The organism is Methanosphaera sp. WGK6 (assembly GCF_001729965.1).
In the GTDB taxonomy this organism is placed as follows: domain Archaea; phylum Methanobacteriota; class Methanobacteria; order Methanobacteriales; family Methanobacteriaceae; genus Methanosphaera.
Genome location: NZ_JRWK01000005.1, coordinates 61,324 through 75,190, shown reverse-complemented (window position 1 = coordinate 75,190; position 13,867 = coordinate 61,324). Strand labels below are relative to the sequence as shown.

At 29.4% G+C, this 13,867-nt stretch carries 12 protein-coding genes and 6 tRNA genes; 11 read left to right on the top strand and 7 right to left on the bottom strand.

The genetic code is table 11. The features are described from left to right. Positions 1–13 precede the first annotated feature (13 nt). From NL43_RS03795 to NL43_RS03775, 5 genes are all read left to right on the top strand, one after another. The gene (locus NL43_RS03795) at positions 14–1,153 is read left to right on the top strand and encodes a glycosyltransferase family 39 protein (protein ID WP_069592716.1); all 1,140 of its coding nucleotides are present in this window, start codon (positions 14–16) and stop codon (positions 1,151–1,153) included. 14 nt (positions 1,154–1,167) lie between these two features. Then, positions 1,168–2,643, top strand: coding sequence for a hypothetical protein (locus NL43_RS03790; RefSeq protein WP_069592715.1), 1,476 nt, complete (start codon positions 1,168–1,170; stop codon positions 2,641–2,643). A 92-nt stretch (positions 2,644–2,735) separates the two neighbouring features. Next, positions 2,736–4,079, top strand: coding sequence for a phosphoglucosamine mutase (gene glmM, locus NL43_RS03785; protein ID WP_069592714.1), 1,344 nt, complete (start codon positions 2,736–2,738; stop codon positions 4,077–4,079). A 251-nt stretch (positions 4,080–4,330) separates the two neighbouring features. Continuing rightward, entirely contained in the window at positions 4,331–4,903 is a 573-nt protein-coding gene (locus NL43_RS03780) for a helix-turn-helix domain-containing protein (protein WP_069592713.1), read from the top strand. Between the two features lies 1 nt (position 4,904). After that, a complete protein-coding gene (locus NL43_RS03775; RefSeq protein WP_069592712.1) occupies positions 4,905–6,578 on the top strand; it encodes an AMP-binding protein in 1,674 nt (557 codons plus the stop codon). Positions 6,579–6,827: 249 nt separating this feature from the next. Here the strand turns inward: NL43_RS03775 and hisE are convergent, their stop codons facing one another. From hisE to NL43_RS03755, 4 genes are all read right to left on the bottom strand, one after another. Continuing rightward, the gene (gene hisE / locus NL43_RS03770; RefSeq protein ID WP_069592711.1) at positions 6,828–7,115 is read right to left on the bottom strand and encodes a phosphoribosyl-ATP diphosphatase; all 288 of its coding nucleotides are present in this window, start codon (positions 7,113–7,115) and stop codon (positions 6,828–6,830) included. 5 nt (positions 7,116–7,120) lie between these two features. Next, entirely contained in the window at positions 7,121–7,927 is an 807-nt protein-coding gene (locus NL43_RS03765; RefSeq protein ID WP_069592710.1) for a CBS domain-containing protein, read from the bottom strand. 51 nt (positions 7,928–7,978) lie between these two features. Beyond that, positions 7,979–9,337 (bottom strand): Asp-tRNA(Asn)/Glu-tRNA(Gln) amidotransferase subunit GatB, encoded by a 1,359-nt coding sequence (gatB, locus tag NL43_RS03760; RefSeq protein WP_069592709.1) that lies wholly within the window; start codon positions 9,335–9,337, stop codon positions 7,979–7,981. Positions 9,338–9,537: 200 nt separating this feature from the next. Next, entirely contained in the window at positions 9,538–10,548 is a 1,011-nt protein-coding gene (locus NL43_RS03755) for a radical SAM protein (protein WP_069592708.1), read from the bottom strand. 294 nt (positions 10,549–10,842) lie between these two features. On the opposite strand from NL43_RS03755, the gene NL43_RS03750 reads away from it, so the two are divergent. The 6 genes from NL43_RS03750 (at position 10,843) to NL43_RS03725 (ending at position 11,518) form a co-directional block, all read left to right on the top strand. Further along, a tRNA-Asn gene (locus tag NL43_RS03750) sits at positions 10,843–10,915 on the top strand. Positions 10,916–10,926: 11 nt separating this feature from the next. Then, positions 10,927–11,000 (top strand) — tRNA-Ile (locus tag NL43_RS03745). A gap of 23 nt (positions 11,001–11,023) precedes the next feature. Then, positions 11,024–11,098, top strand: a tRNA-Glu gene (locus tag NL43_RS03740). Between the two features lie 107 nt (positions 11,099–11,205). Continuing rightward, a tRNA-Leu gene (locus tag NL43_RS03735) sits at positions 11,206–11,289 on the top strand. A 34-nt stretch (positions 11,290–11,323) separates the two neighbouring features. Then, positions 11,324–11,398 (top strand) — tRNA-His (locus NL43_RS03730). A 45-nt stretch (positions 11,399–11,443) separates the two neighbouring features. Continuing rightward, positions 11,444–11,518: transfer RNA gene (locus tag NL43_RS03725), tRNA-Glu, on the top strand. Between the two features lie 83 nt (positions 11,519–11,601). Here NL43_RS03725 and comE read toward each other — a convergent pair. From comE to comC, 3 genes are all read right to left on the bottom strand, one after another. Beyond that, positions 11,602–12,174 (bottom strand): sulfopyruvate decarboxylase subunit beta, encoded by a 573-nt coding sequence (gene comE / locus NL43_RS03720; RefSeq protein WP_069592707.1) that lies wholly within the window; start codon positions 12,172–12,174, stop codon positions 11,602–11,604. 2 nt (positions 12,175–12,176) lie between these two features. Continuing rightward, complete coding sequence (gene comD / locus NL43_RS03715; protein WP_069592706.1) at positions 12,177–12,680, bottom strand: sulfopyruvate decarboxylase subunit alpha; 504 nt, start codon at positions 12,678–12,680, stop codon at positions 12,177–12,179. A 148-nt stretch (positions 12,681–12,828) separates the two neighbouring features. Beyond that, entirely contained in the window at positions 12,829–13,860 is a 1,032-nt protein-coding gene (comC, locus tag NL43_RS03710; RefSeq protein ID WP_069592705.1) for an L-sulfolactate dehydrogenase, read from the bottom strand. Positions 13,861–13,867: the final 7 nt, after the last annotated feature.

Below are 13,867 nucleotides of genomic sequence, written 5' to 3'. Positions count from 1 at the left end.
AGGATTTCTAGGAATGTTTTCATTTGTCACATTCAATAGGAGTGTAATATGTACACCTGCAACAATTGCAATAGCTTTATCTATGTTAGCTTGTCTTTTCTTTTATCAAGCTATTCAATATAGTAAATCTTCTAATATAATATTATCTGCAATTTTATTGGGTTTAATTTGTAATTTACATATGGCCACAGCATTAATGACAATTGGTGTTTTAGGATTATATGGATTAATTCAATTATGTAGATTTAAGTTTAAAATTAATCATGTTTTATTATTTATCTTTGTGGTTGTAGTAGTAGGTTTGCCATGGTGGACTTATGTGTACATTAAGTACACATTAATTTTCAATTCAATTTCAGGTAATTCATTACTTCTGACAGATTTTATCTTCAAATACTATGGAATAATATGTTTTATATTCACAGTTATTGGTTTTTATAAATTATTAAAGGAAAAAGAAGATAAATCTTTATTTTTAATAGTATGGGCATTGTCATTAGTATTATTAAGTCAAATAACATATCTTGGTGTTGAAACAGTTTCAATTAGAATTTTGGAAGTTGCATCATATCCACTTATAATTATATCTGGAATTGGTTTTATGTATTTTATATATTCATTAAAATCAGTTAAACTAAGGGTGATAATTATCATTATGTTAGTCATAGTTTCTACTTTTTCAACAATAATGTATGTTGATAGTTATACACCTGATTTATTAGGTGAGGATGATTATAATACGACAATATTTCCTGAGAAAATGCATGTATGTATAGATCCAATTGGTACAATTATAAAGCCAACAATCATATCATCTCGGTTTGGAAATTCACAATTAGCTTATGATAGATATGATGTCATGTCATGGTTTATGAAAAATTCTAATAATTCCTTTGTAGTATCAGAGGATTCAATAATGGATACAATTATAGTATGTAGTAGTAATTCATCAGTTGTTTATGGTGGTTTCACTGAATCTATTCCGGATTATGTGGTTGATCCAGTACATATTGTTAAAAATCATTCAACAATCTATGAACTAAATGATTTAGGTATTGATTACATATTACTAAGACAAAATACATCAACTCCAAGTTATGTGCAAGTAGAATACACTAACCAAAATTACAAAATATGCTCTATTAAAACATAAATGGTGAATTTGCAATGAAAAAACAAAGTAAATACGTAGTAATAATATTGGTTATTCTCTTGATTGGAATAATTCTAATTAATAATATATATGTTAATTCAATAGATGTTTCTGAAAAAACAGTGATAATATCAACATGTACTGGTGAAATGAGAGGATTAGAAATAGGAGTTTCTGTATATGCAGGATATAATCAAGTTCCATTAATATTATCTGATAAAACATTACCCAATCAATTAGACGAGTGGTTACCCAAATATGTAAAACAAAATGATATTAAAAAAATAGTAGTTGTAGGACCAATATCAGCACAACAATTACTCAAATTACATTCCATGAATATACAAGTTCAACAAGTAAATGGTAATTCTATAGCAGATATTTTAACAAAAATAGCAGATAATACAAATGATAAAAACAATGATACAATAATATTCACAGCATCGGATCCTATGGCTGGTTTACTTGGTGCATATACAAGAACACCTGTTTTTGTCACAGCAACAAATAGTACATATGATTCATCAGAGTATTTAAATCCTGATTATGAAGATTATATTAAAAAACATGATATTAAACATATAATTATTGTAGGATATTTACCTGAAACAATAAAAGACACATTTAAGAAGTATAATTTAACAATAGAAGAAATAAGTGGTTCTACATCCGAAGAAATAAGTGAAAATGTAAATAATAAATTAAAATATGATGGATTAATAAATAACACAACTCGTGCTTACTATGGATTTTATGGTGAACTACCAACAATAGTACCAAATGCCATTAAAGATAATGCAATGCTTATAGAAGATTCATCAGGTCAAAAAGAAATAATAGATTATATTACACAAAATAATATAACAGAAGTATACATTACAAGAAACACAGAATCCGATTATATACAAATGGAAGAAGAAGATTATGTCTCAAGTGATATAATAAATCAACTTAGAAAAAATAATATTACAATAAAATATCTTACAAGAAACAGAACACTTGATGAAGCCACAGGATTATATGATGTTAAAATAATTAGTGTAGAAAACCTAGAAAACCAAACAACAAACCAAAAAAACATAGAATTAACAAACACTATTAAAACAAAACCGCCATTATTATCCATGTTAACATATTCCAAATGGGTTGATTCAAATAATATATCATCAACTATAGAAAATAACAATAATAACTATGCTGTTAAATGGAGTACAATACATCCATACTATTGGAAGAAAATAAATGAAACATCCTACTATGCAACAACAAACACTGGATATGAATATCAATGGAACTTCAATGGAACATTATGGAATGTAGACTACATATTTAATGGTTCAAAGTACTATAATGTAACATGGATTGAAAACAATGATAACTCATGGACTGAAATACAACCATACCAGAACTATACATGGATGTATAATAATAAAACATGGGCATGTTATGATGAAAACAATAATCTAGTTTACTATATTGAGAAAATATAAAAAAATGTATACATTAAAAAATGCATATAATAACATACACTATAATTTTTTTTATTTAATTATAAATTTAATTTAAAGGAGAATATTAATATATGAAACAATTATTCGGGACTTTTGGTGTAAGAAGAGTAGCTAATACAGTTTTAACTCCTGAATTTGCATCAAAAATTGCAGCAGCTTATGGAACAAAAGTAACTGGAACAATAGCTGTAGGTTCAGATCCAAGAACTTCATCTGAAATGATAAAATATGCAGTAACTGCAGGATTATTATCAGCAGGATGTAATGTAGTGGATCTTGGAACACTTCCAACACCAGCCGTACAATACGCAGTAAGACAATACTATGATGGTGGAATAATGATTACTGCTTCACACAATCCACCAAAATACAATGGACTAAAACTATTAGATGCTGATGGAATAGGAACACCTGATGATTTAGAAGAAGAAATCGAAGACATTTATTTCAATGATAAACAAAAAAGAGTAACATGGGATAAAATTGGAAAAGCATACAAAAGAGATATCATTGACGAATACATTGATGAAGTACTAAAAAGAGTAGATGTAGAAGCAATAAAAGAAGCAAATCTAAAAGTAGTACTGGACTGTGGATCTGGAGCAGCATGTGGAACAACTCCATACATTATAAGAAAATTAGGCTGTGAAATCACAACACTTAACTGTCAACCAGACGGAGCATTCCCTGGAAGAAATCCAGAACCAACAGAAGATAATTTAGGTGACCTAATAAATGTTGTTAAAGCAACAGGTGCAGATATAGGAATAGCACATGATGGGGATGCTGATAGAACAATATGTATTGATGAAAAAGGTCAATTTGTATTTGGGGATAAATCATTTGCATTAGTAGAAAAATCCATGCTTGAAAAAAATAATGGTGGAAAAATTGTAACAACAGTTGCTACAAGTAATGCAATAGCAGATATAGCACTAGAAAACAATGGTGAAATCATACTTACAAGAGTAGGAGATTTAGTAGTAGCACGTAAACTACAAGAAATTGATGGATTATTTGGTGGAGAAGAAAATGGTGGATTAATCTTCCCTGATTTTGTATATGGAAGAGATTCTGGATTAGCTACAGCAATGCTACTTGAAATATTAGCAACAAGTAAAAAACCATTATCTAAATTAATAGATGAACTACCAACATACTTCTCAGAAAAAAGAAAAGTTGAATGTCCTGATGATAAAAAAACAGTAGTTGCAGAAGGAATAATAAATGATACTACTGAATATGAAGTAGATACAACTGATGGTGTAAAAGTAATAACAGATGATGGATGGGTAATTATCAGACCATCTGGAACAGAACCAATCTATAGATGTTTCTCTGAAGCAAAGACTCCTGAAAAAGCAGCAGAATTAGCTGACTGGGGAATGACTTTAATAGAAAAATATTTGGATTAAATATTCATATTTTTTCTATAATCACTTTTTTATCTATTTTTTCATAACTTAATTTTTTAATTTAGTATTTTTTATATATCAAGTTCAATATAATTAATTTATAGTCTTTATTATAAGATTTCATATAAGAAAAATTATTTTTAATTTACAAAGAAAGTAGTATAAATAATTTTAATTAATACTTTTCAATTTTAATTTTTTTTTAGTTTATTTTAATTCAAATAATCAAATATTTAAGGAGAATATGAATCATGGTAGATATTCAAACAGAAATAGCTAGTCGTGTTAAAGACATGAGAGAAGTTTGTGAAATAAGTGTACAGGACATGGCAAGTAAACTAGATGTACCTGTTGAAACTTATACTAAATATGAAACAGGAGAAATAGATATACCTGCAAGTATTCTTTATGAAGCAGCTGCTATATTTAATGTGGATACAAGTCTACTTTTAACTGGGGAAGATACAAGAATGAGTGTATTTGCAGTAACTCGTAAAGATAAAGGAATACGAATTGACCGTAGAGAAGCATATGATTATGAAAATTTAGCATCAAACTTCACCCATAAAGCAATAGAACCATTCATAGTTACAGTAATGCCACGTGATGATAATTACATACCAGAACCAAATTACCATAAAGGTTATGAATTTGTCTATGTACTTGAAGGAAATCTAAGAATATATATTAAAGATAATATAATTGACTTAAATCCGGGAGATTCAATCTACTTTGACTCGTTACATAAACATTCAATGGTAGCAATAGGTGATAAAAAAGTTAAATTCTTAGATGTACTAAACAATAAAGGTGGTATTGATTAATATGGCATCCTTATTAGATAAATTTGTACCAAGAACAGAATTTGAATCTTATGATGATTTCAATGAAAATCTAGAGATAAATGTACCTGAAGACTTTAATTTTGCTTATGATATAGTTGATGTTTATGCAAGAGAACATCCGGATAAAGTAGCATTATCTTGGTGTGATGATAATGAAGATAAAGTATTCACATTCAAGGACTTAAAAATCTTAAGTGATAAAGCAGCAAATTTCTTTCAATCAATTGGAGTTACTAAGGGTGAACCTGTACTTTTAACACTTAAAAGTCGATATGATTTTTGGTATTGTATGTTAGCTTTACATAAACTTAAAGCAATAGCAGTTCCTGCAACACATATGCTTAAACCTGAAGATATTGAGTATCGTATAAGTGCAGCAAATATAAAAACTGTAGTAACTATCAGAGAAGATGGTGTACCTGAAAGCTATGCTGAAGTGGAAAAAACATTAGGACTAAATCTAAACAAAGTATTTGTTGGAACTGAAGATAAAGAAGGATGGTATGATTTAAGAAAAGAAGTTGAACAAGTTTCAGATAATTTTGAAAGACCTGTTTATGAAGATGATAGTGTTGAAGATATCTCAGTAATTTTCTTTTCATCAGGTTCAACAGGACAACCAAAAATGATTCAACATAGCTTTGGTTATCCATTAGCACATATTGTTACATCATATTACTGGCATCAAGTTGTGGAAGATGGCCTACACTACACTATAGCTGATACTGGTTGGGGAAAAGCATTATGGGGTGAAATATATGGACCATGGATTGCAGGATCTGGAATATACATATATGATTATGAAAGATTTCATCCATTCGATGTTCTTTCAAAGGCATTAAATCATAAAATTACAACATTATGTTGTCCACCAACAATGTATCGTTTTTTTATTAAAGAAGACATTGATAAACTGGATTTTTCTTCTCTAAAACATGTAACAACTGCAGGTGAACCATTAAATGATGAAGTGTATTATAAATTTAAGGATTTAACTGGTCTTAGTATAAGGGAATCATTTGGTCAAACAGAAACAGTTGCAACAATAGCAAACTTCCCTTGGTTAGATATAAAATTAGGGTCTATGGGAAAACCAGCACCATTATTTAATATTAAATTATTAAATGCTGAAGGAAAAGAATGTGATGTTGGAGAAACAGGTGAATTAGTATTTGATATATCAGATGGTTATCCACTAGGATTATTCAAAGGATATTATAATAATCAAGAAAAAACTGATGAAACAATATATGGTGGTTATTATCATACTGGTGACTCTGCATGGCTGGATGAAGATGGTTACTATTGGTATAAGGGACGTATAGATGATGTAATTAAAAGTTCTGGATATAAAATAGGACCTTTTGAAGTAGAAAGTGCATTATTATCACATAGTGCAATTCTTGATTGTGCAGTAACTGGAATACCACATCCAATAAGAGGTCAAATAGTAAAGGCAACTATTGTATTAGCAGATGGTTATAAACCAAGTGATGAGTTAACAAAAGATATACAAAATCATGTAAAACATGTTACAGCACCTTATAAATATCCACGTGCAATAGAATATGTTGATGAGCTTCCAAAAACTATTAGTGGTAAAATCATGCGAAAGAAAATAAGATTGGATGATGCTAAAAAATACAATGAATAATTGTATTTAATTTCTTCTTTTTTTTATCAAAAACTTAATTTAGGATATAACTTTTCGTTTAATTTATTTAGTTCATTGTTTTATTAAATTAATACTTTTTTTAAGAAATATATTTTATTTGGTAGAAAAATACATATAATTTAAAGTTACTTTTATTTTATAAAAAATACTTGGTTGTATATAGGTATAGTATTTCAAAAATAAAAAATTTAGAAAAAGATTATTTAAGGAGGTTATTTTTTTTTAAATCTAGTTATGTCTTTGAATTAATTCATCAAAAACATCATCTAATGGAATACCTTTGTATGCAAGGTTTAACAAGGTAAAAAAGATGAGGTCTGCAGATTCATGAACAAGATCTTCATTATTTTTTGAAGCTAAAATAACTTCTGTTGCTTCTTCACCTAATTTTTCAAGTATTTTATCTTCTGCTTTCTTATGGGAATCTTGCATTAACTCTGAAGTATATGAGTCTATAGGATTTTCTTTTCTATCTACTAATGTATCATAGATTTCTCGAATTATATCATCTTTCATTTATCTCACTTCTTTATAGTTGTATTTTTATCTCTTAAACTACCTGTTATAGCTATTAGTGGGTGTTGAGCATCAGATATGATTTCAATGTCATCTAAAGTGAATATTCCATTTTTCTCAGCAGTTTTTTCAATACCTAACTTAAATTTCTTACTAAGTTTAATAACATATGCTGTAATAGTATCATTACCCATCTGATTAGATGCTACTAGTCGATGATGACCATCAACAACTAAATATTTATGAGGCTCTGTTTTTACAACAATAATTGGCTCTGCAAGACCTCTTTCAATTTCATAAGTTCTACCTTGTAATTCATCAGCATATACCTTATCTTGAGTAGGTTTTAATTCATTTATAGGAACTTGTTCTTTAGAAAGAAATGTTTTAACACCATATAATTGTTCCAGAGTATTTCTGAATTGATCCACTTTTTCAGGAGTTGATCTTTCAATATGAGATCTTAAAATATCTGTATTAGTAATAATACCTAAAACCTTTTTATTTTCATTTGTTACAGGTAGTCTTGAAATTCCCATACGGAACATTACTCGTGATGCATCACTAATAGATAATTCTTCATTAGCTATAACAATGTCATCGGACATCATTCCTTTAACAGTAGGTGTTATATCACGAATAAGAAGATCTGAAGTAGTGATTATTCCAACAATTTCCCCATTTTCCTCTACAGGAAATCCATCATGACCGGTTTCTTTGATTATTTCTTTTATTCTACTTATTGGCATATCGGGTGTTACTGTTATTACATCACGAGTCATATAATCTTTTACTTTTTTATGATCACTCATTCTTAATATCCTCCTTATTTGAAGTTATAGCACATGAAAAGATAAATTAAATTACAATTGGTCTAATTTATCTTTAATCATTTTATTGGTTTCTCCAGCATTAGCTTTTCCTCTAGTTAACCTCATTACTTGACCAACAAGGAAGTTAACTGCATTTTCTTTTCCATTTTTATAATCTTCCACAGCATTAGGATTTTCATCAATTGCTTGATTAATAGCATTTGCTATAGCATCATCTTCAACAACACCAATAATATCCATTTCTTTACCAATTTCTGTTGGTGTTTTACTATTATTAGGCATTTGTTCAATTAATTTATGTGCTGCTTCTGGTGTTACTTGTTTGCTTTCAATTAAATTAACTAATTCAATAATATCTGATGCGGTTATTTCACTTTCAGCAAATTCTAATTTATTATAGTGTAATACCCGTTTTAATTCATCTCTCATTAATCTTGCTGCAACATTAGCATCTACTTCTTTACAAACTTCTTCAAATGCATCAGCTAATTCAAGTTCAGAAGTTAATACTTTTGCATCAGCTTTATCAATTCCATATTCTTCTACAAATCTTGCAGTTTTCAAGTGAGCTGGTTCAGGCATATTTTGTCTGATTTCTTCAACATGTGCTGGATCAATTTTTAATGGTGGAAGATCCGGATCTGGTATGTATCTATAATCATCTGCATCTTCTTTTAATCTCATTGGAACTGTAATCATTTGAGATTCAAGATATGCACGTGTTTCTTGTTGAACTTCTCCACCTCTTCTAAGAATATTCTTTTGTCTGATTAATTCAAATTTAAGTACTTTGTAAGCTCCTCTTATTGAGTTAACATTTTTAACTTCAGCTCTTTTTCCACCTTCAATAGATATGTTAACATCAGCTCTCATTGTACCTTCACCACGAGCACTTCCACTGTAGTTTAATACTCTTATTAATTCATTTAAGAAATTTCTTGCTTCTTCAGGTGATTTCATGTCTGGTTCAGTTACAATTTCTATAAGTGGAATACCTGATCTATTAAAGTCAACAGTTCCTTTATCTGGTTTGTATTGTCCTGGATCTTCTTCAACGTGGATTTCATGGATTCTAACTCCATTTAATTCTCCATTAATTCCCACAGGAACGGATGTTCTTTGATATCCACTTGATAAGTCAGGATAATCATAGTGTTTTCTCATGAAATACACTATTTCATCTGAAATCTCACAACCAAGCATCAATGCTACTTTTATAGCATTGTCTAATGCAGATTGGTTTGGTGGATATGGTTTTGCACCAGGTTGGTTTAAACATACTGGGCATATATTAGTGTTATTAGGTGCTGATTGATAGTTTGTAGGACAACTACAAAATAGTTTTGAATTTGTGTTTAATTGTACGTGGATTTCTAGTCCACACATCATATCTGTAATAAGTATTCCTCCAATTTTAAATAATCTTTTATTATAATATTTTATTATATGTTTATTTTTGATTCTCTATTAATTTAAATTTTTAGTTTTATTTAAAGTGAGTTAATAATTTTTTTATAGATTTGTATTAGAAATAGTATTTAATTAATTAAACATGTGTTAAATAATAAAAAAATAGTTTTTGGGGGATATTATATTTTTTTGATATCTAAATTGTCATAACACATATCAATATATCTTTGAATAAATGGGTCTAGTTCAGGTCTAAGATTATTTCCTTGACTTAGTAAGTTCATATCGGAGAAGCTACCTTTTAAGTTTTTACCTGCCCAGTAAACTTCTTCTTCGACTCGTTTTCCAAAACGATTTCCATACATTTTAAATAGGGGGAATTTTGTTAATCCATTACTTCCTGCTTTAAGAAGAACTCCTATATTTGCAAGATTATCGGTCCATGTTCCGGTTATTATTTCAATATTAGGGAATTTAATTCGTACAGCTGCAACAATACTTGCATAATACAATGATGATGGTTGTGGTGTTAAATGGTATTCTGTATCAGGATGAGGGTTTAATGAATAAAATATTATTCTATCTATATCTAATTCTTCTATAAGTTCAAATAAATCATTTAAATGTTCTATTTCTTCACCTAAACCTATTATGATTGTGATAGCTTTTTTATATCCTAATTCTCCTGCTTGTACTAACATATTTTTAATGTCTGTTATGGATTTACTTGGGCATATTTCTTTGTGAAACTGTGGATTTGCTGTTTCAATAGCGCCTGTAACTCCGATGATTTCTTCACCATATTGATCTAATTCCTCAGTAATTCCAATATTTAACCATACAGGGTTGTCTGTAATATCATATATAGTTTGTGAAATTTCTATTAATTCATCTGTACTATATATTCCATAACCACCTGATAAAAATTCAATATTCCAATTCATTCTTTTTGTTAGTTCAGCTTCAGCATATATTCCTTTCACATGTCTTTTTGCTTTTTCTGGGTCTTGTATTCTATCTTTTTGTGATGACATATAACAGAATTTACAATCACCTTTTTCACACCACCATGATAGAAATATTGCTCGTTCAAGACTAATGTCTTTTCCATGTATTTTTTCAGTTATGGCGTTAGCTTCTATTAATAAATCAAATATTTCTTTGTTTTTTACTTTTTCAATTACGTCCATGTCTTTTATTACTCCCTATTTTTAAAATATATCCTGTTATGTTATTTGTTTTTTATTAAGTATAAATATCTTTGTTTCATAGTTTATTGTTAGTATTTTTTTTTGTTTGTATATGGTTGTTGTTTTTGTACATGTATTTTTTAGTTTTTATTTTCATAACCGTAATGTTTAAATACTATGAAAACAAACATTATATTGTGCCTCAAAAACAATACTTATTCTTAAAGTTTGAGAGGTAAGTTTATATATAACTAATTATAAATAAACTATTGTAAGATGGAATAAAAATTATGTGCCGTCGTGGCTCAGTAGGTAGAGCGTTCGGCTGTTAACCGATTGGTCACAGGTTCAAGTCCTGTCGACGGCGCTATAACTTTTGGGCCCATAGCTTAGCCAGGTAGAGCGCCCGGCTCATAACCGGGCGGCCATGGGTTCGAACCCCATTGGGCCCATTTTACATATTACAAAAAAATTTGCTCCGATAGTGTAGTCCGGCCAATCATTTCGGCCTTTCGAGCCGAAGACTCGGGTTCGAATCCCGGTCGGAGCATTTTCTAGAAACTTTATTTTATTATATTTAATTATTAAATTTCAGATTCTAGAATTATTTTAAGCGAAACATTCCTTATATAAAGTATGCGGATTTATATTTTATATGCGGGGGTGCCCGAGCTGGCCAAAGGGGACAGGCTTAGGACCTGTTGGCGTAGGCCTCCCAGGGTTCGAATCCCTGCTCCCGCACTTCAGAAGGATTGTGTTCATAATTATTTTAAATGCCGGGGTAGGATAGTGGTTATTCTTCGGGACTGTGGATCCCGTGACTCGGGTTCGATTCTCGGCCCCGGCCCCATTTAAAAAACAAATATTATTTAATTAATATTTTTCATAAGTATTTGCTCCGATAGTGTAGTCCGGCCAATCATTTCGGCCTTTCGAGCCGAAGACTCGGGTTCGAATCCCGGTCGGAGCATTATTTTTATTGAAGGTATGTAATACTTTTTACTATTTTTGTATTATCAATAATTTAAAAAAATAATAAAACAAAAAAATGTTTTATTTATTAACTTCTTTCATAAATCTATTTTTAATTTGTGATGGACTAAGATCAATAATAGGTGCATCAGTATTTCCTGGTTCTACTTTTATATGTAAAAATACAGGTCCTTTTTTATTTAAAATAACATTCATATCTATATCATCAGTACTTTTTCTAGCATCAATATATGTTACTTCTGTATATCCAATACTTCTTGCAATATTTGATAAATTCACCTTTGAGGCATATGTTTCCTGAGACCCTGTTGAACCATATGCTTCATTATCAATCAAAGCAATAATTAAATTACTTGGATTTTGAGCATAAACTGTGATAAGTTCTCCAAAATTCATAAGTAATGAACCATCACCATCAATAACAATAACTTTTCTTGAGTCATCTTTTTCTTCTAATGCAAGAGCTAAACCTAAACCTATTGGAGTAGCCATACCCATAGATCCAGACATATAAAAATTTTCTTTTCTATCACACATTCCATATAATTCACGGGAAGGAAATCCAATATTAGAAATAACTAATTCATCACTAAGATTTTCAACTATCTTTTTTATTGCATCATATCTTTGCATTATTATACACTCCTCTTCCAATAACTTATATCAAATAATAATGCATATGATTCACCTGATATTTCTGATAAATCCCATGCTTTTTTAATAATTTCCTTACTTTCACAAGGATTAATAACTTTTTCATATCTTATATCTAAACTATCAAAAATCTTAGTTGTAGCTTTACCCATAGGTACTTGACCATATACTGCTTCACCAAATGTACCTCTATGACTAATAATCATAATTATAGGAAAATTATATAATTTCATAAGAGAAGCTAAAACATTAACACTATTTCCTAGTCCAGAATTCTGCATTAAAATTGCTGGTTTTAGACCTCCCATATAGGCTCCAGCACATATACCAAAACCTTCTTCTTCTCTAGTTACTGGTACATGTTTTATTTCATCATCTTCATCAATTAATTTTAATAATTTTTTTAAGTTTGCACATGGAACACTTACTATAAAATTAATTCCAGCATCTTTAAGTCCATCATATATAACATCAGTACTATCCAAAAATAATCACCATATTTTTTCATGAAAAATAATTGTTATTGTATAAACATAAGTATACTACTTATTTTATTTAATTTTAATTAAAAAATAGTTTTTTTACTTAATAAAAAAAAATTGGAAGTTAAAGTTTTTTAAAGAAATAAAAAGTTTATTCTTCAAAATAGTTGGATATATCTAATCCTTTTTTATCTGCAATATTTGTTAATTGTTCATGTAATGTAGAATCTATTGGAACTCCATTATTATAACGTTCATCAATTGTTTGAATTTCACGATCTCCTGGTACTACTCCATTTTCTTCTCTTATTTCACGAACAAATTGATCTACATAGAATTTAAATTGCATGGAACCTGCAAAAAATTCAGGATTAATAGCAATAAGTAAATCTCCTTTAGTACACATTTCTTCAGGAGTTGCTGTTCCCTGAACTTTATCTCCACATTCTGCTCCTACAAGGGGTCCTGCAAGTAATTCAAACATAAATGCAAGAGCATATCCTTTAAATCCACCAAATGGTAATATTGATCCTTCAAGTCCTTCAGCAGGATCAGTTGTTGGATTTCCCTCTTTATCTAAAGCAAATCCTTCTGGTATTTCTTCATTTTTTCTTTTTGCTTCAAGTAGTTTTCCACGAGCAGTTATACTAGTAGCCATATCTACACAAATATAATTATGAATATCATCGGAAGGTATGCTTATTGTTATAGGGTTAGTTCCAAGTAATGCGGTTTTACCTCCAAATGGTGCTATTGCTGGTTCTGTATTTGAAATTACAATACCAATCATATCTTGTAATGAAGCTAAGTCTGCATAGTATCCTGCAATACCATAATGGTTACTATCATGAATACCTACAATTCCAACTCCAGTTTCATCAGCTTTTTTCACTGCTAAATCCATAGCTTTTACAGTTACATAATGTCCAAATTTATGGTTTCCATTAATTAATGCAGTTGATGGAGATTCTTTTTCTATTTCATAATCTCCTTCAGTTTTAATAGTTCCAACTTCCATACTTTTTATGTATTGTGGAAATCTTCCAATTCCATGTGTTGAAAAACCTTTAAGATCACCATCAGTAATTACATCAGCAACAATTGATGCTTCATTAGAAGCAACTCCATATGCTTCTAATATTTCTTTAATTAATTTAGTTTCATTTTCTATGCTTATTTTCATGTAGTAG

What these genes read in the sequence shown, in the direction of transcription:
- NL43_RS03765 (WP_069592710.1), bottom strand. Translation starts at nt 7,927, where the DNA reads ATGAGTGATCATAAAAAAGTAAAAGATTATATGACTCGTGATGTAATA.
- hisE (WP_069592711.1), bottom strand. Translation starts at nt 7,115, where the DNA reads ATGAAAGATGATATAATTCGAGAAATCTATGATACATTAGTAGATAGA.
- NL43_RS03795 (WP_069592716.1), top strand. Translation starts at nt 14, where the DNA reads ATGTTTTCATTTGTCACATTCAATAGGAGTGTAATATGTACACCTGCA.
- comC (WP_069592705.1), bottom strand. Translation starts at nt 13,860, where the DNA reads ATGAAAATAAGCATAGAAAATGAAACTAAATTAATTAAAGAAATATTA.
- NL43_RS03775 (WP_069592712.1), top strand. Translation starts at nt 4,905, where the DNA reads ATGGCATCCTTATTAGATAAATTTGTACCAAGAACAGAATTTGAATCT.
- gatB (WP_069592709.1), bottom strand. Translation starts at nt 9,337, where the DNA reads ATGATGTGTGGACTAGAAATCCACGTACAATTAAACACAAATTCAAAA.
- NL43_RS03755 (WP_069592708.1), bottom strand. Translation starts at nt 10,548, where the DNA reads ATGGACGTAATTGAAAAAGTAAAAAACAAAGAAATATTTGATTTATTA.
- comE (WP_069592707.1), bottom strand. Translation starts at nt 12,174, where the DNA reads ATGCAAAGATATGATGCAATAAAAAAGATAGTTGAAAATCTTAGTGAT.
- glmM (WP_069592714.1), top strand. Translation starts at nt 2,736, where the DNA reads ATGAAACAATTATTCGGGACTTTTGGTGTAAGAAGAGTAGCTAATACA.
- NL43_RS03780 (WP_069592713.1), top strand. Translation starts at nt 4,331, where the DNA reads ATGGTAGATATTCAAACAGAAATAGCTAGTCGTGTTAAAGACATGAGA.
- NL43_RS03790 (WP_069592715.1), top strand. Translation starts at nt 1,168, where the DNA reads ATGAAAAAACAAAGTAAATACGTAGTAATAATATTGGTTATTCTCTTG.